The organism is Terriglobia bacterium (genome assembly GCA_020072645.1).
Lineage (GTDB): Bacteria > Acidobacteriota > Terriglobia > Terriglobales > Acidobacteriaceae > Angelobacter.
This window is the reverse complement of sequence record JAIQGK010000013.1, coordinates 56,152-78,985: the sequence shown is the minus strand read 5'-3', so window position 1 is coordinate 78,985 and position 22,834 is coordinate 56,152. Positions and strand designations below refer to the sequence as shown.

At 56.5% G+C, this 22,834-nt stretch carries 15 protein-coding genes; 4 read left to right on the top strand and 11 right to left on the bottom strand.

Annotation, left to right across the window (positions count from 1 at the left end; genetic code table 11):
- Positions 1-20 precede the first annotated feature (20 nt).
- Both LAO76_20070 and LAO76_20065 read left to right on the top strand, forming a co-directional pair.
- Positions 21-2,717 (top strand): glucosidase, encoded by a 2,697-nt coding sequence (locus tag LAO76_20070; protein ID MBZ5493221.1) that lies wholly within the window; start codon positions 21-23, stop codon positions 2,715-2,717.
- Positions 2,718-2,881: 164 nt separating this feature from the next.
- Positions 2,882-3,628 carry an NRDE family protein gene (locus tag LAO76_20065; GenBank protein ID MBZ5493220.1) on the top strand — a complete coding sequence of 249 codons (747 nt, stop codon included), beginning with the start codon at positions 2,882-2,884 and terminating at the stop codon, positions 3,626-3,628.
- A gap of 77 nt (positions 3,629-3,705) precedes the next feature.
- Here LAO76_20065 and LAO76_20060 read toward each other — a convergent pair whose 3' ends face one another.
- The 8 genes from LAO76_20060 to LAO76_20025 all read right to left on the bottom strand — a co-directional run bounded on the left by LAO76_20060 (position 3,706) and on the right by LAO76_20025 (position 14,641).
- Positions 3,706-5,808 carry a hypothetical protein gene (locus tag LAO76_20060; GenBank protein ID MBZ5493219.1) on the bottom strand — a complete coding sequence of 701 codons (2,103 nt, stop codon included), beginning with the start codon at positions 5,806-5,808 and terminating at the stop codon, positions 3,706-3,708.
- A gap of 373 nt (positions 5,809-6,181) precedes the next feature.
- Positions 6,182-7,927, bottom strand: a complete 1,746-nt coding sequence (locus LAO76_20055; GenBank protein ID MBZ5493218.1) for a chloride channel protein — start codon at positions 7,925-7,927, stop codon at positions 6,182-6,184.
- Between the two features lie 113 nt (positions 7,928-8,040).
- Complete coding sequence (locus LAO76_20050) at positions 8,041-8,712, bottom strand: dienelactone hydrolase family protein (GenBank protein ID MBZ5493217.1); 672 nt, start codon at positions 8,710-8,712, stop codon at positions 8,041-8,043.
- Between the two features lie 8 nt (positions 8,713-8,720).
- Positions 8,721-9,884: an alpha/beta hydrolase gene (locus LAO76_20045; protein ID MBZ5493216.1), complete on the bottom strand. Its 1,164-nt coding sequence runs from the start codon at positions 9,882-9,884 to the stop codon at positions 8,721-8,723.
- 1 nt (position 9,885) lies between these two features.
- Positions 9,886-11,556 carry a ribonuclease J gene (locus LAO76_20040; protein MBZ5493215.1) on the bottom strand — a complete coding sequence of 557 codons (1,671 nt, stop codon included), beginning with the start codon at positions 11,554-11,556 and terminating at the stop codon, positions 9,886-9,888.
- A gap of 159 nt (positions 11,557-11,715) precedes the next feature.
- Positions 11,716-13,137: a cation:dicarboxylase symporter family transporter gene (locus LAO76_20035; protein ID MBZ5493214.1), complete on the bottom strand. Its 1,422-nt coding sequence runs from the start codon at positions 13,135-13,137 to the stop codon at positions 11,716-11,718.
- 46 nt (positions 13,138-13,183) lie between these two features.
- On the bottom strand, positions 13,184-13,723 hold the full coding sequence (locus LAO76_20030; GenBank protein ID MBZ5493213.1) for a hypothetical protein: 540 nt from the start codon (positions 13,721-13,723) through the stop codon (positions 13,184-13,186).
- 81 nt (positions 13,724-13,804) lie between these two features.
- Positions 13,805-14,641 (bottom strand): 2,3,4,5-tetrahydropyridine-2,6-dicarboxylate N-succinyltransferase, encoded by an 837-nt coding sequence (locus tag LAO76_20025; protein ID MBZ5493212.1) that lies wholly within the window; start codon positions 14,639-14,641, stop codon positions 13,805-13,807.
- A 92-nt stretch (positions 14,642-14,733) separates the two neighbouring features.
- Here LAO76_20025 and LAO76_20020 point away from each other — a divergent pair, with 92 nt between their 5' ends.
- Complete coding sequence (locus LAO76_20020; GenBank protein ID MBZ5493211.1) at positions 14,734-15,897, top strand: glycosyltransferase; 1,164 nt, start codon at positions 14,734-14,736, stop codon at positions 15,895-15,897.
- A 252-nt stretch (positions 15,898-16,149) separates the two neighbouring features.
- On the opposite strand, the gene LAO76_20015 is transcribed toward LAO76_20020, so the two are convergent.
- From LAO76_20015 to dapA, 3 genes are all read right to left on the bottom strand, one after another.
- A complete protein-coding gene (locus tag LAO76_20015; protein MBZ5493210.1) occupies positions 16,150-17,691 on the bottom strand; it encodes an FAD-binding protein in 1,542 nt (513 codons plus the stop codon).
- Between the two features lie 154 nt (positions 17,692-17,845).
- Positions 17,846-18,817 carry a hypothetical protein gene (locus LAO76_20010; GenBank protein MBZ5493209.1) on the bottom strand — a complete coding sequence of 324 codons (972 nt, stop codon included), beginning with the start codon at positions 18,815-18,817 and terminating at the stop codon, positions 17,846-17,848.
- Positions 18,818-18,850: 33 nt separating this feature from the next.
- On the bottom strand, positions 18,851-19,759 hold the full coding sequence (gene dapA, locus LAO76_20005) for a 4-hydroxy-tetrahydrodipicolinate synthase (protein ID MBZ5493208.1): 909 nt from the start codon (positions 19,757-19,759) through the stop codon (positions 18,851-18,853).
- A 167-nt stretch (positions 19,760-19,926) separates the two neighbouring features.
- Here dapA and LAO76_20000 point away from each other — a divergent pair, with 167 nt between their 5' ends.
- Positions 19,927-22,821, top strand: coding sequence for a penicillin acylase family protein (locus tag LAO76_20000; GenBank protein ID MBZ5493207.1), 2,895 nt, complete (start codon positions 19,927-19,929; stop codon positions 22,819-22,821).
- The last annotated feature ends 13 nt before the right edge of the window (positions 22,822-22,834 follow it).

Here is a 22,834-nt window from a genome sequence, read left to right as displayed (position 1 = left end):
GGAACTTACGTGTGGCAGAAATAACCGCAGAAGAACTCCGGATCAGAGAATCGCCAGATCACACCGCCCCGTGGCGAAGCTGGGGTCCATACGTAAGTGAGCGCGCGTGGGGGACCGTGCGCGAAGACTACAGCGCTAACGGCCAGCCGTGGGAGTATTTCCCGCATGATCATGCCCGCTCGCGGGCCTATCGCTGGAACGAAGATGGGCTGGCCGGAATCTGTGACCGCCACCAGCGTCTGTGCTTTGCGCTTGCGCTATGGAACGGCCGGGACACAATCCTCAAAGAGCGCCTGTTTGGCCTGAACGGTGAAGAAGGCAACCACGGCGAGGATGTGAAGGAGTATTACTTTTACCTCGACTCCACTCCAACGCACTCCTACATGAGGTATCTGTACAAGTATCCGCAGGCGGAATATCCCTATGAAAAATTGGTTGCGGAGAACGGCCGCCGTTCAAAGACTGACCCTGAATTTGAGCTGATTGATACAGGCATTTTCGATGAAGACCGTTACTTCGATGTTTTTGTCGAATACGCGAAAGCTGACTGGGACGATATTTGTATCCGTATCACGGTAACCAATCGCGGCCCGCAAGGCGCTGAAATCCTTCTTCTGCCAACTTTGTGGTTTCGCAACACATGGTCCTGGGCAGCGAAGCCCAAACCTGCGCTGGCATTGGACAAAACCACTGGCACAGACACAATACTGGCGCGGGAAAGCGAGATCGGCGATTACCGCCTCTACTATGCCGATGGCAGTTCACCTCTGTTCACTGAAAACGAAACGAATAGTGAACGGATCTTCGGCGCAAAAAATGCTTCGCCCTATGTAAAGGACGCGTTTCATCGCTACGTGATCAACGGTGAGACCACGGCAGTGAACCCGCAGCTCACAGGTACCAAAGCGGCAATTCAGTACAAATTCACCGTGCCGCCGGACGGGGAAGTTTCCATCAAACTGCGGCTCAGCAAGGACAAACCGGGAAATACCACTGCTACCGCTCTAGGCGAGGAATTTGAACGCACATTTGTCGCCCGCAAAGCTGAAGCCGACGCGTTTTACTCAAGCGTCATTCCTTCCACCGCAGATGATGATACGTGTAACGTGATGCGCCAGGCCTTTGCCGGCCTTCTGTGGACAAAGCAGTATTACCACTATGTTGTGCGCGACTGGCTCATGGGCGATCCTGCTGAGCCCGCGCCGCCGCCTGAGCGCAAAAACGGCCGCAACCACGCCTGGGGACACATCTACAATGCCGACATTATTTCCATGCCCGACAAGTGGGAGTACCCATGGTATGCGGCGTGGGACCTGGCTTTCCACTGCGTATCTTTGGCAATGATCGATCCCAGCTATGCCAAGGAGCAGCTTGTGCTCATGCTGCGCGAGTGGTACATGCATCCCAATGGACAGATTCCCGCGTATGAATGGGCATTCGGCGACGTGAATCCTCCTGTCCACGCATGGGCCACGTACCAGGTTTACCTCATCGACAAAGCAAAGAACGGCGGCGCAGGCGACACGCAATTTCTTGAGCGCGTTTTCCATAAGCTACTCTTGAACTTTACCTGGTGGGTGAACCGTAAAGATCCGGACGGCATGAACGTATTTCAAGGCGGCTTCCTTGGGCTGGACAATATCGGAGTGTTTGATCGCAGCTCCATCTTGCCGACCGGCGGACACATTGAGCAGTCTGATGGCACCAGTTGGATGGCCATGTACTCGCTCGATCTGCTGGCCATCGCGCTGGAACTGGCTGCGGGTGACGCGACGTATCAGGATGTCGCCAGCAAATTCTGGGAGCACTTCATTTATATTGCGCGCGCCATGAACCATCTTGGCGATGACGGCCTATGCCTGTGGAATGAGGATGACGGCTTTTTTTATGACGTGCTGCATCTGCCTGATGGAGCGCGGGTGCCCCTGCGCGTCCGGTCGATGGTTGGCCTGATCCCATTATTTGCCGTGCAGATCATGGAGCCGGAGCTGCTTGATTCCATGCCAGGCTTCAAGATGCGCCTGGAATGGTTTATTGAAAATCGCAAAGACCTTACCGGGCACATGGCCTGCATGGAAACCCCTGGACACAAGCAGCGCCGGCTGTTTTCCATTACAGACCGCGAACAACTCAGGCGCATTCTTGCGGTCATGCTGGATGAAAATGAGTTCCTGTCGCCGCACGGCATTCGCGCGCTCTCGCGTTATCACAAAGAGCATCCTTACATGCTGGACGTGGCCGGCATAAATCACCAGGTTGACTATGAGCCCGCGGAATCGACCACAGGACTTTTCGGCGGCAACTCCAACTGGCGCGGCCCCATCTGGTTCCCGGTAAACTTTCATTTGATCCAGGCGCTGCGCCGCTTCTATCAGTACTATCACGATGGGTTTTGCGTGGAATGCCCCACCGGCTCCGGCCAGATGATGAACCTGGACGAAGTAGCCGACGAGATCAGCCGTCGCCTGGTCTCGACCTTCCAGCGCGACGCCCAGGGATGCCGTGCGGTTTTTGGCGAGAATGAAAAATTCCAGTCAGACCCGCACTGGCGTGATTACGTGCCGTTTTATGAGTATTTTCATGGTGACACCGGTGCTGGAGTCGGCGCGAGCCACCAGACCGGCTGGACTGCGCTGGTGACCAAGATGATTGATGAACTCTCCTTGAAACAAAAAGCTGCTGACGGCATCACACTCAAGGCTACGCAAGGGCGCTGATTCAGATGAGAAAACGTTAACCAGCCAGCGTGTTCGCTGATACAAGGCATCCAAAATATCAATGAAGCGGCTGCGTCTTTTCGCAGTATGATACGCCAGTACTGCGCGGGCGATAGTGCTTCTAAAGCATAAGTCTCCCCGGCGCATCCGGCGGCGGACCCAAGATGTGCACGCTGACCTTTATCCCGAAGCCCAACGGATATCTGCTCGGCATGAACCGTGACGAGCGGCTGACCCGCGAAGTTGCGCGTGCGCCTGAGGCAACCGCCGTTGCCAACATGTCCGCTGTTTATCCCCGTGAAAGCGGCGGAGGCACATGGATCGGCTCCAACGCCGCCGGCATAACATTTGCTCTGCTCAATCAGAATCCCGGTCCGCAAGCGAAAGCCAAGGAGCGCAGCCGCGGGGAGATTATTCCCGCTCTTCTGGAGTCGTCGCGATTCCCCGCAGCCATGCGGCACTTTCAGCATCAGGACCTGCGCGGCATGTTGCCTTTTATGCTGGTCGGTATCTTTCCCACGGAGCAGATCATCAGCCAGTGCCAGTGGGATGGGGACGAATTAAAGTTCCTGCGTATCGGCTGGGACGTTCGCCACTGGTTTTCCTCCGGCGTTTCTGACGACATGGCGCGCAAAATCCGCGGCGGCACGTGTTATGAAGCCTGGCGTCGCCGTGACGCGGGCTCTGCGGAATGGCTGCGTGGACTCCATGCGTCGCACTCGCCGGTGCGTGGCTCGTTCAGCATCTGCGTCCATCGTCCTGATGCGGCAACAGTCAGCTATACAGAGATTGCCTTTACCGGCGGCGATCTCTCCATGCGCTATCATGCCGGGCATCCATGCCAGGCGCTGGGACGCTTTGACGCTGAAGTTAACCTCCCGACAACATCACCGATCGCGGCTGCCAGTTAAATTTCATATCGAATTCATAAATAAAAACGCCCCCGGGTTCGTCGCCGGGGGCTGGAGCGCTTCTTATTCGTGCGGTGTTACTGCACGTTCGCTGTCACTGACGAATTTGCGTTCAACGTCAGCGTACAGGTCTTGGCCTTTGCGCCGCCGCTGGAGCATGCGCCGCTCCAGATGGCATCTCGTCCGTTGGTGATGCTGAGCGTTACTGCGGCGCCGGGAGCAAATTGCGCGCTGCCGGTGCTGCCGGTTGCCACGCTCAGACCTGTTGGGTTCGATATAACTCGCTCCCCGCTGCGGCCACCCGCAGTTACAACCAGTGAGATGGTGCTTGGCGCTACGACCGGATTCAGCGTCAACGTGGCTGAGCGCGTTACTCCACCACCTGAGACTGAGATCGTTGCCAGCGTCTGCGTGCTGACCGCAGCAGTGTTGATGAAGAACCCGCCTGTCGTGCTGCCGGCCGGAATCGTCACTGAGTTTGCCGTCAGCGATGCTGCCGCGTTGCTGCTGCTGATCTGGAATATCTGGTCAGTGGCTGAAGGCGCCGCCATGGTCACGGTCGCAAAGGAGCTGGTTATTCCGCTTACTGAAGCCGGGCTCAATGCAATCGATGCAGGCTGCCCTTGTGGCATGATCGCCAGAGGAGATTGAACGCTTGCGCCGTTCCATCCGGCAGTAATGTTGGCCAGAGTGTTTGCGGCTACAGCGTTCGTAGGAATGGGAACCGTGACGGAATAGCTGCCTGCTGGAATTGTTGCCAGCGCGGGCGGCATGGCTGAAGGTGAATCGCTGGAGAGATCCACGACTGCGCCGCCTGCCGGGGCCTGGCCGTTGAGCATTACGATTGCGCCACCCTGAGCTCCGCCGCTGATGGTCGATGGGGTTAGAGAGATTGATTTGAGCGATGGCGGCTGAACGTTGAACTGCACAGTTGCCTGGCCTGAGTTAAGCGTGGCGGTAAGAGTTACGGGCGTTGCTGAAGTAACTTGTCCGGCCTGGAGCTGGAACTGCATCCATGCTGTGTTGCCTGGCATATTGACTGAAGCCGGAACAGGCGCGGCGGCTGGGTTTGAGCTGCTGAGGTTGATGATCGCGCCGCCGGCCGGCGCTGCCGCGCTGAGCTGCACCTGCACCCATGTGGTGTCGCCGCTGTAAAAAGTGTTGTTCGTAAGGGCCAATGATGCGGGGGCTGCCGGTGCTGCGCTAATGGTGAACGATCCCTGGGCCGACCACGCCGTTACGGCAGCGGTGGTGGGAGAAGAATCGCCCTGAGCCGAGCGTACGCGCCAGAACTTCTGGCCTGATGTTAATGAAAGCACCGTACGGTTGGGATTGTTGAGCTGCGGTGAATCATCTTCAATCTGCTGGAAGCCGGAATCTTTTGCGATCTGCAATTCGTAGCCGCTGGGCTGTGGATTGGCAACATCTGTCCAGGCCACCTGTACCGGCAACGTCAGCGATGCGCCATTGGCGGGCGAGACCGGAGCCGGCGGCGCTCCAATCGGATTGTTGTAGAAGACTGAGTAGTTGATGATGTTCGAAGGTACCCCGGCGATGCCGTTTGCGTTGACTGCATAGACGCGCGCTGAGTACGAACCTTCATCCGGCGTAGAAAAAGAATACGTGGGGTTCGGAATGTTGTTGAATGATGTCGTCGTGCTTATGGGGAAGCTTGAATCTGTCGAAACCTGAAGCACGTAGCTCACCGCGCCGGTCACCGGAGACCAGTTAAACGTCATGACTTCAAGCGGATGAAATGTGGAATAAGCCTTGGTCGGTGACAACACGGGCGCCGCCGGCTGTCCTGCTCCGGCGCCTGTGATGTTGAAGCTGCGTGCCGCGGACCATGCGCTCTTCACGAATGCGCCACTCACCGCCTGCACTCGCCAGAAATATGTGCCATTGGGAAGGCCGCTGACTGTGTCCTGCGTGGTTCCTACGTTTGTCGAATTTTGCAGGACAATCGTTGGGAACGTTGAAGAGGTGCTGACCTGCCAGTTATAGCCCAGAATTCCGCTCGGATCGGTTACAGCGGACCATGAGATCGTTAGTGGTGATTGCAAGCTTGCGCCAGAGGCGGGTGATAGAGGATTAGGAACCGCTACAGCGGCAAATGCGGAACAGGATGCGCCAAGAACCAGGATAATGGCAAGCAGCAGATTAAATACACGCGTTTTCATGGGGTGTGTCTCCAGTGGTTTTAAAGGGGGAACGGACGATCATTTGGCCCCGGATGGAATGATTCAGCCGATTAACCCTGATTGATGAAGCTGTTGCACATTCCGGAAATGTTTGGTGTTTCGGAATGTTGCTAACTCTGGTAAGACACGCATGCGCGCGCGTACAGAACAACTACGAGGTACATGTCCTTCATCGATGGTGGATATTGGCCCTGGCTGTCCGTAAGGACACTTTGTTTACGTGATGGAAATGTCTGAAGACCGTGGAATCATCGCGCACGCAGAACCGCTCTCGCATTCGAGGGATCACTGGAATGGTTTCTGTCGGAAAGCTGGTAACTATCCTCTGAGGGGAGAAAATTCAAATCCAAGATTATGCGGAGCCAATGGAATCCACGCCGTACGAATCAAGCACGTCGCGCAATGTGACCACGCCCTCAAGCTTATGAACATCGGCGCGGTTGACCACCGGCAAAATATCGATATGGGCATTGCTCATCCGCTCCAGTGCGACATGGAGTGCCTGGTCTGTATGCACGTGGGGAAACTCAATTGTATCCAGCAGGCTCAAGAGTGTTTCTGCTGACTTACCTTCATCAACCGCATTCGTTAGCTTTGTTCTGCTTAAGACCCCGACAATGTTTCCTTCGTCCATAAGCGGCCACGCGCGGAACTGGCTGTTGGCAATCAGTTCAATCGCCTGTTGCACGTTCGATTGTGCTGCCAGGCTTTCTGTGGCATTCCGCATTGCCTGAAAGACCTTGCGCTGCCCGAGTGTTGCCCGCGACTTTGAGTCCGGCAGATGAATGCCATCCTGGTGTGCCAGTGCTTCATAAATCGGCTGCTTCTGCAGTCGCGACGAAATAAAAAGGCTCGCCAGGTTGGCGATCATCAATGGCACAATGACCGCGTAGTCGTGCGTCATTTCAAAGATCATCAGCACGGAGGTCATGGGCGCGCGAACAATCCCCGCGAACAGCGCTCCCATGCCAACCAGCGCATAAGCTCCCGGCAGTGCGGTGGAAGCAGGAAAAAAATGATGGGCTATGCTGCCAATGGTCCCGCCAAGCATCGCACCAAGGAACAGCGCCGGACCAAAAATTCCGCCGGCGTTGCCTGAAGCGTAACTCACGGTCACCCCAAAAAGCTTCAGCACTACAAGGAGCGCCATCAGCTTCAAGGCCATATGGTTGTTCAGTGCATCGCCAACGTAGCTATAGCCAACTCCCAACGCCTGCGGCACAAACCAGCCCATCAATCCAACCAGCAGACCACCGGTTACCGGATGCCACCATCGCGTCTTCATGGGCAACAGTAAAAAGCGCGTGCGCATTCCCAACAAAAGCTTGGTAAAGGCCGCCGATAACAGTCCTCCCGCCACGCCCAGCACCGCATAAATCGCAAACTCTCCGGGATGGACCAACTCATACTGCGGGACGTGGAACAGTGGATTGTTACCCAGCAACATGCGCAATATCGCCCAGGAAGTTGCTGAGGCCAGCACCACCGATCCCAGGATCGGCGCATTCAGGTCTCCCATCACCTCCTCAAGGGAAAACAGAACGGCGGCCATGGGCGTGTTGAATGCGGCGGCAATAGCAGCGGCCGCGCCCACCGGTATGAGCGCTTTTACCTTTTCCTGACGCAATCCCAGCCGCCGTCCCAGCACAGAAGCTATCCCCGCGCCCACCTGCACCGATGGGCCTTCACGCCCCAGAGGAATTCCGCTGGCCAGCGTTGCCGCGGTGCAACCAAACTTCCCTATCACGGTGCGGAGTGAGATATATCCTTCGCGCGCAAACAATGCTGCTTTCGTCTGGGGCACGCCGCTGCCTCGGGCATTCGGGAAATAACGCGCCAGCAGATAACCCATCGCGAGCGATCCTGCCACGGGAATCAAGACACGCCTCCACGGATCGCTGCCTACCGGATATAGCCGCATCCCCATGTGCTCCGTCAGGACGATGAACGCGACCACTGCAAGTCCGACGAGCGCGCCAATGACCAGCGTCAGGGCAAGGAAAACCTGCTCTTCGCGCTGGGACGCAAACACAAGCCAGCGCTTTAGAAGGTTGTTCGTCTCCGATTCGGAAGTTATTTCGGTGGGAGAAATACTCACTCCTCTAGCTTACTAAAAACATCGCGTAACGATTAATTCTCCGGCTTGATCGTACATTCATCGTTTGCACTCGAAAAGCTTCATAGCGATCATAGGTTTCAATGCTTCGCCAATCATAGATGACGGTTAAAGAACTCCAGCGTGCGCTGCCGCGCCAGCTTCGCGGACTCTGGCTCGTAATCCTTGCGCTGATCGCAATTGAAACCATGGCCCGCTTCGTATAAGAATATCGGCAACTCAGGATGAGCTGCTTTGATCTTTTCGATTTCTGCAGGACCAATATGAGGATCCTTAGCGCCGAAATGCATCATCACGGGACAACGCGGCATCTCCGCGGCGTTGGCCGCGATCTGTCCGCCGTAATAGCACACGGCCGCGGCGGGATCGAGTCGAGTGGCGGTCAGCCACGCCAGACTGCCTCCGAAGCAATAGCCCAACACGCCAACTTTCAGCTTGCTCCATTCCGCTCTTGCATGGTTGATAGAAGCCGCAACATCCAATAAAGCTTTGTCCATGCCAATCTGTCTGGCTGCTTTCATGCCTTGCGTCATGTCAGTCGGGTTGTAGCCAAGTTCAAGGTTGCACTCTACGCGATCAAACAATGCCGGAGCAACAACGTGAAAGCCGTGACTCGCATAGTCATCCGCAACGGAGCGTATGTGGCTGTTGACGCCAAAGATTTCCTGGATCAGAACAATCGTGCCGCGCACCGGACCGCTGCTTTCGGCAATATATGCGTCAAGCTCGTGACCATCGGCGGCCTTCAGCTTTATTTTTGTGCCCATCTTCTCACCTATATATGCAAAGCCGAGAGTTTCTCGGTTGCGTCCAGCACCTGCGCCATAAAGTCCACCAGCTGCCATTGTTGCTGCCACGTTACTTTATTTCCCATATCCACGTGGACGAGCGCGGAACTGACCAATGACGCCCTGAGTTCAGCCGAGGGCACGTCTTTCGCCAACCACAGCGTTTCCGACGCTGGAATAACCATATCTCCCGCGCCATGCAGCAAAAACACTGGCGTGTGTAGCTGCGCCAGATGCGCGTGCGGCGAAACCGCCTCCATCTCATCTTTATGCAGCGTGATCTCTCTCAACAGCGGCTCACGCAACTGGTCGCGATGGTGAAGAAGCAGGTCAAGCTCATGCTTTCCTTCAGGACTCAATGCAGCCGCTGTCTTCATGGCTTCCGGTTGTTCCCACAACCATTGCCGCAACGCTTCGCGTGCGACGGGGATATCTTTGGCTGCAAAAAAATCTTCCAGGTGCGAATACGCCAGAATCAAAGCGCCATATTCATGTGCCTGAAGCCGAGCTTCCGCGCCATCGGGGCCGGTAATTACATTGGTGGCAAAAAATCGTGCCACGCGGATCATGTCATCGTGAGCGCCGATGGCCACCACAAAGCCGATATTGTCACTGAACTCTTTGCGGTCCGCCGCCAGCAAGGCAAGTCCACCGGCAAAGCTTAGCCCCAGAACGCCCACTTTGCGTCGCATGCGTTTGCTCAACGCCATCGCCGAATCCCCAATCACATCAATGGTCCTGGCCGTTACGCGGTAATCCGCCAGGTCCTGCAGCTCCGGAGTCATGACCAGCACTCCTGCGCCAGCCAGCGCCCGCGCCAGGTTCCACATCCGTGGATCATCGATTCCCAGATGGTGAACGCCGTGCAGCAGCACCACGCCGCCAGGATCCTGAACATCCTGCGGTGTGTAGGTCCTGAAACGGACGGGACCATGTGGGGTCAGAGCATAGCCATCTTCTTCTTTGAAAGGGTGATCGGCGAAGCGGGCCGGCAATCCCTGCGCATGAGCATCAGAAAACCGCAGCAGCAGTGACATGGCCCGCAAGTGAGCGCCCACAGGATGCAGCAGGACCGACCCGGTCAGAACGACCGAAGCCAACAGCACAAACAGGAAAATAAAAACTCTTTGTCTGCGTGTGAATCTTGCCACGCTATATCTCCAGAATTACCGGCATAATCAGCGGCCGGCGCGCTGTCGTCTTCACGATAAACCGCTTCAGGTCAGCACGGATTTTTTCCTTGATCACGCCGTAATCGGCCTTTTCTTCCGCCGTTGAGCTGTCCAGCGTTGCAGTGACGATGCGCCGAGCCTCGCGGACAAAGCCATCTTCAGATCCGGCAGCAAATCCGCGCATCACGATCTCGGGAATAGACTCCACTGTGCCCTTCAGTTTATTGATGGCGATGATCGGCAGCACAAATCCGTCTTCGCTCAGGTGGCGGCGGTCTTTGATGACCAGGTCTTCCACCACGTCCGTGCGCGATCCGGAATCAATGCAGATGCGGCCCACGGTGACTTTCTCCAGCTTGCGCGCGCCCAGCTCGTCGAACTCAAGTACGTCGCCGCTTTCAAGCATCATCACCTGGCCCACGGAGCCATGCATTGACCGCGCCATGTCAGCCTGAATCCGCATCTGCCGGTATTCGCCGTGGATGGGAATAAAATATTTTGGCTTTACCAGGTTCATAATCAGCTTTTGTTCTTCCTGGCTGGCGTGTCCGCTTACATGGACCGGCGGGTTGGAGCCATCGTCGTAAATCACGTCGGCTTCGCGGCGGAAGAGATGGTCAATCATCCTATAAATGCCTTTTTCATTGCCGGGAATAATGCGGGACGAAAGCACCACGGTATCGCCCTTCTCAATCCGCGCATGCTTGTGATTATCCACCGCCGCGCGCGAGAGCGCGGACATGGGCTCGCCCTGTGTTCCGCTGATCATCACGCAGACCTGCTGCGGCGCGTAATCCTTTATTTGCCCCGGATGAATCAGCAGTCCTTCAGGAACATCAATGTAGCCCAGGTCCATGGCGATCTCTGATGCTTCTGTCATGGAGCGGCCCACCAACGCAACCTTGCGCTTATATTCTCGCGCCATTTCAAATGCCAGCTTGATCCGGTGAATGGACGATGAGAAGCAGGAGATAAACAGCCGGCGATCAGCGCGTGCAAAAATTTCATCAAACTTGCCCCGCACCGCGCGCTCACTGGGCGTATAGCCGCGACGCTCTGCATTGGTGGAATCCTGCAGCAGCGCCAGCACGTTGCCGTCTTTGCCATATTCCGCGAATGTATGCAGATCAAATAAGCGCGTGTCGGTGGGCGTGGGATCAACCTTGAAATCGCCGGTGTGGATCACAACGCCAAGCGGCGTATGAACAGCCAGGGCGACGCAGTCCACAAGGCTATGCGTGACCTGTATAGGATTAATGGTGAATGGCCCAAGGCTAAAACGTGAGCCGGCGCGGATCTCGCGCAGATCAGAATCCTCAAGCAGGCCGTGCTCTTCCAGCTTGTTTTCCACCAAGGCCAACGTGAATTCCGTGCCAAAGACCGGGACTCTCAGCTCCGTGAGCACCCAGGGCAGAGCGCCGATGTGATCTTCATGCCCGTGGGTCAGCACAATGCCGCGAACTTTATCGCGGTTTTGCAGGAGATAGGTAATATCCGGAACAACGATGTCCACCCCGAGCAGTTCGGATTCAGGGAACATCAGACCGGCATCGATAACAATAATGTCGTCACCGTAGCGCACGGCCATGCAGTTCATTCCAAATTCGCCGAGGCCGCCAAGGGGTACAAGATGGAGTTTATGAGAGGGCATGGTCAACAGATGATGCTAACATTTCATCCTGTCGCTTCGCTCCAAACCGCTTACTTTCATTCTCGCCTGATATGCTTTTGCGCTCCTGGGGCAGCGCCGCTCGCCGCGTGGTCGGGCTCGCAGCTTTCCTGCAGGTCTTTTTATTGGATCTGAGAGCACTCATTGCGCCACAGCATCCATTACGGTAGGCGATGGAGTCTCGGTCCCCAGCTCTCCTTCCCATCGGGCAACCACGGCGCTAGCCAGGCAGTTGCCCAGAACGTTGGTGGCCGTCCGCGCCATATCCATGAACTGATCTATGCCCAAAATCAGCAGAACGGGCCAGGCTGGCAGATGGAAGGAATCAAGCGTGCCGAGCAGGATCACCAAGACGGCGCGCGGCACTCCGGCCACGCCTTTGCTGGTGAGCATCAGCGTAAAGACCATGACCAACTGCTGGCCGAAGGTCAGGTATATGCCTGCGGCCTGTGCAACAAAGATGGATGCCAGCGAGAGATAGAGCGTGCTTCCGTCCAGGTTGAAGCTATAACCGGTTGGCAGAACGAAAGCCACAATCTGGCGCGGCACGCCAAAGGCTTCCATACATTCCATGGCTCTGGGCAGGGCCGACTCCGAGCTGGCTGTGGCAAAAGCAATAGTCACCGGTTCAGCCACTGCTTTGATAAAACGCTTGATCGGCAACCGCGTAATCAACGCTACCGGCAGCAGCACACAGACAAGAAATACGATCAGCGCCGCGTAGAGCGTCACCAGAAGTTTAGCCAGATTGGCCATCACGCCAAAACCCATGGTTCCTACGGTGTATGCCATGGCGCCAGCCACGCCGATGGGCGCAAACAGCATCACGATGTTGGTGAACTTGAACATCGTTTCGGAAAGGCTTTCACAGAAGGCCAGCATGGGCCGCCGCTTGTCTTCGCCAATGAGCGCCAACGCTATCCCGAAGATAATGCTGAACACCACGACTTGAAGCACTTGGCCATCCGCCACGGATTTGGCAATATTTTCCGGAAAAATGTGCAGGACAACGTCAGTCCATTTTTGCGCCGGTGCGCCTGAAACTGTAGCGGTGGCGGCATTTGGCGGAGGCGTGAGGCCCACGCCGGCCTTAGAGAGATGGATTGCTCCCAGCCCAATAAACAGCGCCAGAGTGGTGACAATCTCAAAATACAAAAGCGCCTTGATGCCCATGCGCCCAACCTGTTTCAGGTTAGAGTGCCCGGCAATGCCGACAACGAGCGTACTGAAAATCAGTGGGGCAATGATGGTTTTGATCAGGCGCAGAAAGATGGAGCTCAATACCTGAAGATTGGCGGCGGTGTGCAAGCGTGTAGCTTCGCTGGCAAATGTGAGGTCATATCCAATTTCGGCGCCCACCAGCATGCCGGCAAAAATCCATGGCGTGAGCGAGCGGCGAAAAAACGCATAGCCGCAAAGAGCAACAATCGCTGCCCAGCGAGATCCCGCCAACAGATAAGGATGGATTAAGACGCCGCTGTAATGCGAGATCGCCCACAAAATGGAAGCGACGCCGGCAAACCCCAGAAACGCGAGTAGAAATCTGTTCTGCAAGCTTTTCATTGAAACGCCTTTGTGCTATCTGCTCATGCGGTGAGCTTCATTTATCTCAATGACGCTCCAGCCCTGTGCCTGTAAAAACCCAATGCTGCTCATCACTGCCGGGCCTGAATAAACGCCAGTGTTCACCCTCTAAAGAGTCGTTAGGAAATATCTGCAAGGTAAGGCCGCCTTCCAGCAGCAATGCAAGCGTTCCAGCCTGTCCCACTTCAATCCTTAGCACAACAAACTGGTTTGTTCCGCCTGCAAACAACTCGGCCAGCACTTCATCGCACCGGTTGGCTCCCTGCACGTCCCAATTGAATTCTTTAGGAATTTCTTCTCTTGTGTCCCGGTAGCTGGCTGGATAATATAGGTCGCGATTGCCTACCACGATCTTTTCGTCTTGCACAAAACGCCATGCGCATTGCACGTGCAAGGCGTATTCTCCAACCTCTCGGGGTTTGCCGCGAAAATCCTTGATGATCTGGCGTCGGCCGAAAGCTAACCACATCAGGTCGGCAGCCCTTCCCGCATCCCAAAGAGGTTTTCCACCAAGAGACGCCATTACATTCTCAACCTGTTGCTGGACTGAGAGAGGATCATCCATGCAAACGACCCGCTCGTCTGAGCCGCCATCTCTTCTTCAGGGCCTCCGCTTCTCCATGGCGGATTTTGGTTTGCGCAGCGATCACCGTAGCAGGTCCTCCAACTCAATCGATCCCTGGGTCTTATCGTCGCGGTATTTCACGATCACCGGAGTATAGAGTGAAAGCCCCCACTCCCGAGCTTTTCCTTTGGTGATGGCGCGCGACCCCGGCACGACGACGGCGTTCTCAGGTATTACCAGCGGCGAATCGGCCGATGAGCGACAGACTTCGCCGCGCACGATGTCATATACCGGCGTGGCGCGGGTAAGGATTACGCCTGCGCCCAGCACCGCGCCCTTCAGAACCTGCGTGCCTTCATAGACGCCGCAATTTCCGCCGACCAGAACGTCATCCTCAATAATCACGGGAGAAGCGCCCACCGGCTCAAGCACGCCGCCAATTTGCGCCGCCGCGCTCAGGTGCACGCGCTTGCCAATTTGCGCGCAGGAGCCGACCAGAGCATGCGAATCGATTAGCGTGGCTTCGTCCACATACGCGCCCACGTTAACGTACATCGGCGGCATGCAGATCACGCCGGGAGCGATATAAGCGCCGCTGCGGATTGACGATCCGCCGGGCACCACGCGCACACGATCTGACAGTCCGAAGCGACGTGCTGGAAAAGTGTCTTTATCAACGAAGCTAAGCACGCCGCTGCCGGATTCTTCCAGGTCGCCCAGGCGGAAGCCCAGCAGGATTCCCTGTTTCACCCAGGAGTTGACCCGCCATTGGCCGTTAACCTTCTCGGCTGCACGGACTTCGCCACGGGTGAGCGCTTCATGAAATTCCCGGAAAGCATGCCGCGCATGCACTGCCACTTCGGGGGGCAGGGTGCCCTTGGAATATAACCGCTCGATCTCTGCGCGTAAGACGTCCATGATTTATGGGCCGTGGAACTCAGGCCGGCGCTTGCCATCCCTTCAGGTTTTGAGTTTAAAAGAACAAGTGCGGAGTATAACTGCAAGAGCGTTTGGCCAGCAAAGCCTTACTTTATGTGGAGGTGTTTGGCATTCCCTCTGATCCTGCATCTAAAGCAACGATGGCCCGGATTCTTTACGTCGCGTATCCCCTGCTCCAGGTCCATGACGAGTCAGCGGGCGGCGCGGAACAGATCTTATGGACGCTGGAGCGCGAAATGGCTCGCGACGGCGCGCAGACCACTGTGGCCGCCTCCTCCGGATCGCGCCTGAGCGGCGAACTATTTTCTACCGGCGAGCCATGCGCGAAGATCGACGATTACGAGCGACGGCGCGACGAGCATGAAGACCGCGTCATTGAGTTGATTCACCGACGCGCGCGCGAGGGCAAGGCGTTCGATCTTGTCCATGACCATTCCGGAAGTTTCTGGAAGCGGGCCGCTGAGGTCGATGCGCCCGTGCTGGCCACGCTGCACCTGCCGCACAGTTTCTATCCGGCAGGAAGTTTCGTTGATGTTCCAGCCAATGTGAGCTTCAACTGTGTGTCCGATACGCAGGCGCGTACCTTCGCCAACCTCGATGCGCTGGCCGGTGTAGTTCCCAATGGTATCGCTTTGGACTGTTTTGAGGCCGAGAGCGATGTTGCGAGGAATGACGACCGCCAAGGGCTGCTCTGGCTGGGGCGTATCTGTGAAGAAAAAGCGCCGCATCTGGCCTTGGAGATCGCAGCGCAAGTGGAAGTCCCCATCACGATCGCCGGACAGGTCTATCCATTTTCTTATCATCAGCAGTATTTTGAGCGGGAAGTGGCGCCGCGACTGCAACGCGTTCCGAATGCCAGATTCATCTCCGCGCCACGGGCAGAGCTGAAGCGGCGCTTGCTGCGAGAGTCGCAAGCGCTGTTGATCACCAGTCTGGCGGAAGAAACCAGCTCCCTGGTAGCGATGGAAGCGGCGGCGTCTGGAACGCCAGTGATCGCCTTCCGCAAAGGCGCGCATGCTCAGGTCGTGAGAGACGGCGTAACGGGTTTGCTGGTGGAAGACGTGGCCCAGGCTGAGTTGGCTCTGCAGAAGATTTCCGCAATCGACTCAAAGACCTGCGTGCACCACGCTCAGAAAAACTTTAGTGCGGTAAAGATGGCTGAGAGATATTCCTCGCTCTATCAGCGGCTTGCCGATCCTGAGAAGATCGTCCGATTTGCTGAAGAGACGGCCTAGGGCTTCTTTCGTAGGCCTTGTGATCCTGAAGAAAGTTATTGAATCGGCTGCAAAATTAAAAATCTCTGCAAGAAACTTTGCCTGTCAGCGATCTTCCAATGAGGGATGTTCTCCTAGGTGGGTAAGCCCTCTGGACACGGACGCCGGGCAAGAATTTGAACTCCTTCCCCCGGCAGCCGTGTCCGGAGGCGATGCATGAGCGGCTGCGCTAAACGGCGTGGCCGCTCCTTTTTGCAGAATCGCTGCTGCGGCTTAGCTGAACATCTTCTGGTAATGCCGATACCAATTGCTCTGAAAGAGTCCCGCAGGATCGTACTGCGTCTTGAGCTTGAGGAACTGTTCGAACTGCGGATAGCAGGCTTCCACCTGTCGCCGCTCGGCGAATCGGTGATACGTAAGGTAGTAGCTGCCGTTGTGCTTGATGGCCAGATCAATCAGCGAACGGAAGCTGCGCGCGGCATTCTCAATTCCCACTGGATCATGCGTGACGTGGAGATTGAAGACCACGCAGGCATAGCGGTCTTTGGCCCAGGGCATAAAACTTTCATCGTCGCGCTCAATCAGCCGCACCACGCCATAGATCACGTTGGCATGCTCACGGCGCAAAGTCTGGGCGGCCTCATCCATGAAATCAATCAGCGCCGGACGCGGCACGTCAATTTCCGTAATCATCTCCGTTGCCGGGACGCGAACGTGCATCCGGCGATCGACATCTTCATGGTAATTGTCCAGATAGTTGCCGAAGAGCTGCGAGTCCGACCAGTAAACCTGCCCTGAGGTTTGCGCATATCGCGAGCCATAAATCTCAAAGGCGCGGCGCTTATATACATGGACGTAATACGTGAGCTTGGCCCAGTCTTCAGGGCTGAACCGTGTTGGGTGCTCGGTAATGGGAGTGCTGCCTGGCACGGGCTGATAGCAGGAGAAGACGCCCCGGTGCAGGAAGCTGGGCCGCCCGCTATCGATGGCAAACTGGAAATCGCCGTAAAGATAGCCATCGCGGATGCGCTGCTCAAAAGCATCCGGAATATCTTTCAGATCGTGAATCTCCACGATCCTGCGCACTTTTACCCGGCGACGTAGCCGCAGTTTTACTGAGGTAATCAGTCCGAACAGCCCATAGCCGCCGATGGCCAGGCGAAAAAGCTCAGGGTTGGATTGCCGGCTGCACTCGCGGAGCTCTCCGTCAGAGTCGAGCAAAGTGAAGGATTCTACGTTTTCGATGATGGGCTTGTTCTGCAGCACGCGGCCGTGGACGTTCGAGGCCAGAGATCCGCCCAGCGTGAATTTGTCCGCGCCAGTCTGCTTCTGCACAATGGCCCATTGCTTCTCTTGCCCTTCCTGTTCGGTATGCAAGTATTCGATCAATTCCGGCCACTCGATTCCGGCTTCCACGTCAAGCAGGCCGCGTTCGCGATCAAAGCTCACTACACGTTTCAGGCTGCGTGTATCGATCAAGACGGAACCATCCGCAAATTGCTGGCCGCCCATGGAGTGGCGGCCGCCCGCAACAGAAATGGCTTTGCCCGCCTGTCGTGCGGCGAGCAGGATGTCACGGCATTGGTCGATGGATGTCGGATTCTGCACTTCGCTCACCAGCGCCGAATTTAACTGCGAATGGATGTCATTGACCTTGATTCCGGTCAGGGCTGGCGGACTTGAAATCTCAGGCGCTGATGACAGGCTGATCGATTTCTTTTCCGCTGCGCATCCGCCAAGCCACAAGGCTGCGCCCGACACGACCGAGGTTTTCAGGAAATCGCGACGGGAAAATCTGGGCTTTGTGTTCTTCATTGCGCTAGCTCCGTGGTTGTCGATTGATGGCGGAAAAGCCGCCGACCACGAAGTTATAAAAGCAGGAGAGCGCGCTCAAGCGGCATGTTGCGGCAGGGGAGCCGTGCCGTGGAATGTCGTGCGGGAATCAGACGATCGCTGCCGGAAAGCAGTATTACTCCTGGCTTTTCGCTGGCGGCTCGCTTTTAGGAGAAACTGGATTGCATTCAGTGCGGTCAATGCGGATGGAGCCGGTTAGGTTGGACGAACCAGCATGCTTCTTCTTTCTTGGCTCTTCGTGAAGTGTGGTGTATCGGAGCATCAGATCAGACGAGATCCAGTCGCTAAGTTCTCCCCAGCCTTTGGTGATATCCACCTGATCGCCCCAGTGAGCGGCGACCTTGGTGAAATACTGCCGCTCCGTGCATCCCCAATCGGAACACGGCTGCGCCGCGGTCAGATTCGAGGCTTCTTCCGCGGTGGGTTCCCATCTTTGGGTAGAACACGAGAATTCGCCGCCTTCAGGGACAGGCGTTCTCTCTGCGACAAGCTCTGATACTTGTTGAATGATCAAGAGGTGGCAACAGCCCATGTGACCATACCCTCTGAAATAGGGGCGCCCACCAGCGACCTTCTCTTCGTGCGCAGCGTAGAACCGTCCGGTAATGGTTGAGGTCACCGTATAAAGACTACATATCCTAAGGCCGGCGCAGGCGCTCCCATCAGGTTCATGAGAACGGAAAGCGCTCAGGCGGTTATCCATGTCCCGATATTGCTGATCTTCGATCAATTTCACGCTATCGACGCGCGCCTGTTGAGCCCAGTTGCGCATGTCATCCGCCGGCCACCAGGAGTGGACAACAAGATAAGTCCTAGGACCTTTGCCATCGCCTCCGGGCTCGAGCCAGATGGAGTTGCCACATCTTTGAGGTAAAAAGAGAGCCGATGGATCACCGATGGTGAAATCCTCGAAACCGCGCGTCACGGTACCGCGCACGCGGACCAGCTTGCCTTCGAACTGCAGAGGATTGCGCTGAAGTTCGCACACTGTAACCGGCATGGCACTCTCCGCAGACTGCGCCAACGCTGCAGGGCCGGACGAGAGAAATCCCAGAACCAAAACCGCGAGCATGGTTGCAGTTTTCACAAGTTGCCTCCCAACTTTGCTGAGAGCGTGTGTCTACAAATCTGAAACTGATGCGTGCACTTGCAGCAACCCGACTTCAGCGGCAATCTTTTCCAGTTTCGACCGCGTTTCCGGCTTGACGGGCAGCATGGGCAGTCGCAGCACTTCTTCAATGCGGCCCATCATCGCCAGCACGGCCTTTGCTGGCATGGGATTTGATTCCAGGAAGTTGGCCTGCATCAGGCGCAGATATTGGCGCTGCAAGCGGCGGGCTTTGTCCCAATCATTGTTTAGAGCGGCCGCAGTGAGTTGCGACATTTCTTTGGGGATTTCATTCGAGCAGACGGAAATAATACCCACGCCGCCCAGGGCGATTACGGGAATCGTGATGGCGTCGTCGCCGGAAAAGACGAGGAAACTTTCCGGCACGTGATTGAAGACCTCAGCGATCTGGGAGATGTTGCCGCTGGCTTCCTTCACGGCAGTGATGTTGGGAATCTTGGCCAGGCGGCCCAGCGTCACGGGCTCAATGTTGGCACCGGTACGGCCAACGACACTGTAAAGCACCAGAGGCTTGTCCACGGCCTCGGCGATGGCTTTGAAATGTTGATATTGTCCTTCTTGCGTCGGCTTGTTGTAGTAGGGTGACGCGGTCAGGATCGCGTCCACGCCTTTGCGGCGATTCAGTTCTTGTGCCTTCTCCACGGCGTCAGCAGTGCAGTTCGACGTGGCACCGGCTACGATCGGCACGCGACCGCCTGCAACTTCAATCGTGATATCGATTACGCGCAGCCATTCGTCCTTGGTCAGCGTCGGCGTTTCGCCCGTAGTCCCGCACGGAACAAGGAAGTGAATGCCGGAGGCAATCTGCCACTCGACCAGTGAGCGAAGCGCTTTCTCGTCAATACTCTGGTCTTGCTTGAACGGGGTAATGAGCGCGGTGCCGCAGCCTTGTAGTTTCATGGAATTCTAGGATAAATGGAGGCGCGCCTTGCTGGCTACTGCGGTCTTTCAACTCTGAAATCTCAGGCGTACAATGGGTCGCCGCAGCCTACAGCTATATAGTTATTCGCCGAGTGTAATCCTGCGAGCAAGTCTGGGCCACTTTCACGATAGAAAAGGAGTATCGCATGTCACTCTCCCGCACGCGTTTCGCCGCTTCACCCTCCAGTTACCGGCCAGCCTTGTTCGCCCGAAGTCTGACATGGCTCCTGCTCTTTTTGCTGGCGCTTCCGCTTGCACTTTTCGCCCAAAATGATCTGGATAACATTACGCCCCAGAAGCTGCCGGGATTGCAGGCATCAGTGCGCGTGATTCGCGATACCAATGATATTCCGCACATCAAAGCGGGCAACGAACATGACATGGCATTCGTGCAAGGCTACCTCCATGCGCAGGACAGGCTGTTTCAGATGGATGTAAGCCGTCGCCAGGCCAGCGGCACGCTTGCGGAACTTGTGGGCCAGGCAGCGCTGGCGCAGGACGTGCAATTGCGCACGCTCGGACTGCGCAGAGCAGGAGCGCGGTCGCTGGCAGTGCAGTCGGCGCGCTCATTGAATCTGTTGCAGGGTTATGCCGATGGCATTAACGCCTGGGTGGCAACGCATCCGCTGCCGCCGGAGTACCAGGCGCTGGAACTGACCAAGTTCACGCCATGGACTCCCACGGACTCACTGGCAGTAGTGAAGCTGATTGCTTTTGGCCTGTCATTCGATATCGATACACAAGGCACGGTGGAATTGTTGAGCATGCAGGGAGCAGGAAAAGTCGTTGGGTTTGACGGCACAAAACTGTTCTTTGAAGATATCGAGCGCTCGGGGCCGTTTGATCCCGCATCGACGGTTCCCGACGCGTCAGTACCACTATCGCAACAGTTGTGGAGCAAGAGCGGCTTCAATAAAACCTTGCCTGGGGGACTTCGACCGGAAACGCTGGCTCTCGCGCAGGAATATGTGGCAAAGACTAAAGACATTCCGCTCCTGCGCCACGCGCGCGAACAGCAACTTGAAGGCGCGTCCAACGAGTTCGCGGTCAGCGGACGGCATACGACGAGCGGAGCGCCGCTGGTGGAAAACGATCCGCATCTTTCGCTGGGTGAGCCTTCCACGTGGTATCCCATACACCTTGAAGCAGGCGATCTGGACGTGATGGGCAATGGCTTCCCCGGCACGCCAGGCGTCACGCTGGGCCGCAACAAGTTTGTGGCCTGGGGCGCGACCAATGATGGGATCGACGTGACCGATACTTTCCAGGAACAGGTTGTGCCTGACGCTACGTCGCCGAGCGGATTTAGCACGATATTCAAGGGCGCGTTGGAGCATGTGATCCCGGTGCCGGAAGTTTTCAGGTTTAACAAAGTGGGAGATGGCATCGTGGACGATCTGATCACGGTGCCGCCGGGGGGAAGCATTCCTCCGGCGACTCTGATTGTTCCACGGCGGAATAATGGTCCGATCATTTCGCTGGATACGGCCACCGGAGCCGCTTTGAGCATCCAGTGGACGGGATACAGCCCCACGCACGAACTGGACGCGGTGCTGACGTGGGCTTCCGCGCACAACCTCAAAGAGTTTGAAGCGGGGCTGCCGTTCTTCTCCTGCCCGCCGCAGAATATTGCTTATGCCGATGTTGATGGCAACATCGCTTATTTTGCTGTTGGCGAAATGCCGGTGCGGGAAGACCTGCAAGCAGGTACCGTTAACGGTGTGCTGCCTGTTTTTATCCGCAATGGCCAGGGCGGGAATGAGTGGCTGCCGGTGATCCATCCTCAGCCGGGGCAGTCCACGGCGTTTGAGATTCTGCCGTTTGCAGAGATGCCGCACGTTATCAATCCGAAAGCGGGCTTTTTTGTGAATGCCAACAATGATCCCGCAGGCGTTACTCTGGGAAACAATCCCATTGGGCAGTTGCGGCCCGGCGGTGGAATCTACTATCTGGGCTACACGTTTGATGCGGGCTTCCGCTCCGGCAGGATTACGCGGCTCATCAAGGATCAGCTCAAGAATGGAAAGATCTCTTTCCAGGACATGCAGAAAATCCAGGCCAACGTGGCGCCGCTGGATGCCGAGTTCTTCACCTCTTTCATCACTCAGGCGTTTGATAATGCGCAAGCACGGGCCGCGCAAAACACACAACTCGCGCAGCTCTCTGGCGATCCGGCCATTGTGGAGGCTGTGGGCCGCTTGCGCGGATGGGATTTCACCATGCCCACGGGAATACCCGAGGGCTTTGATGGTTTCGATGTCGGCGCGCCACCGTTTCCGCGATCAGGCAAGGAGGTTGCCAATAGCATTGCAGCCACGCTTTATAACGTGTGGCGGAGCGAGTTCATCAGTCAAACGCTGGGAACAACGCTGAGCCATGTTGGGCTGGGATCGGTGGAGGCAGCACTGCCGTCACAGACGTATCTCAAAGCGTTGCGTCATTTGCTGGAGAATTTTTCCACGGCGCATGGCGTGGGCGCGTCTGGACTCAACTTTTTCCAGGTCAGCGGGGTAGCGGACGCAGGCGACCGGCGTGACATCGTGATCCTGCAAAGCCTGAAAGACGCGCTAACGCTGTTGGCAAGCCCGGCATTCAACGCTGCCTTTGGCGGATCAACCAACCAGAACGATTATCGCTGGGGCAAGCTGCACCGCATCACGTTCTCGCACATCCTGGGATCGCCTTTCAGCATTCCGCCGGCGGGTGGCGCATTCCCGCAGCCCCTGGCCGGATTGCCGGGTATCCCCACCGACGGCGGTTACCAGACGGTGGACGCAGCCAGCTTCTCCGTAACGGCCAACACTGTGAACGGATTTACTTTTTCCTCCGGCCCTTCTCAAAGGTTTGTTGGCGAAGGCAAGGATGAAGGGATTCGCGGTGTGAGTTCTTTGCCGGGCGGAATCAGCGGAGTGCTGGGCAGCCCGTTCTATGTAAACCTGTTGCCGCAATGGCTTACCAACCATGCATACCGGCAACTTTTCACCCATGATGACCTGGAGCACAACATTTTGAATGTAACCAGGTTTGTGCCGGGGCACTAAACGGCTAAAGACT

Bases quoted from the DNA above. Each gene is read 5' to 3' on its own strand.
- LAO76_20015 (MBZ5493210.1), bottom strand. From the start codon at position 17,691: ATGAAGAACACAAAGCCCAGATTTTCCCGTCGCGATTTCCTGAAAACC.
- LAO76_20040 (MBZ5493215.1), bottom strand. From the start codon at position 11,556: ATGCCCTCTCATAAACTCCATCTTGTACCCCTTGGCGGCCTCGGCGAA.
- LAO76_20030 (MBZ5493213.1), bottom strand. From the start codon at position 13,723: ATGGATGATCCTCTCTCAGTCCAGCAACAGGTTGAGAATGTAATGGCG.
- LAO76_20025 (MBZ5493212.1), bottom strand. From the start codon at position 14,641: ATGGACGTCTTACGCGCAGAGATCGAGCGGTTATATTCCAAGGGCACC.
- LAO76_20065 (MBZ5493220.1), top strand. From the start codon at position 2,882: ATGTGCACGCTGACCTTTATCCCGAAGCCCAACGGATATCTGCTCGGC.
- LAO76_20050 (MBZ5493217.1), bottom strand. From the start codon at position 8,712: ATGGGCACAAAAATAAAGCTGAAGGCCGCCGATGGTCACGAGCTTGAC.
- LAO76_20035 (MBZ5493214.1), bottom strand. From the start codon at position 13,137: ATGAAAAGCTTGCAGAACAGATTTCTACTCGCGTTTCTGGGGTTTGCC.
- dapA (MBZ5493208.1), bottom strand. From the start codon at position 19,759: ATGAAACTACAAGGCTGCGGCACCGCGCTCATTACCCCGTTCAAGCAA.
- LAO76_20060 (MBZ5493219.1), bottom strand. From the start codon at position 5,808: ATGAAAACGCGTGTATTTAATCTGCTGCTTGCCATTATCCTGGTTCTT.
- LAO76_20000 (MBZ5493207.1), top strand. From the start codon at position 19,927: ATGTCACTCTCCCGCACGCGTTTCGCCGCTTCACCCTCCAGTTACCGG.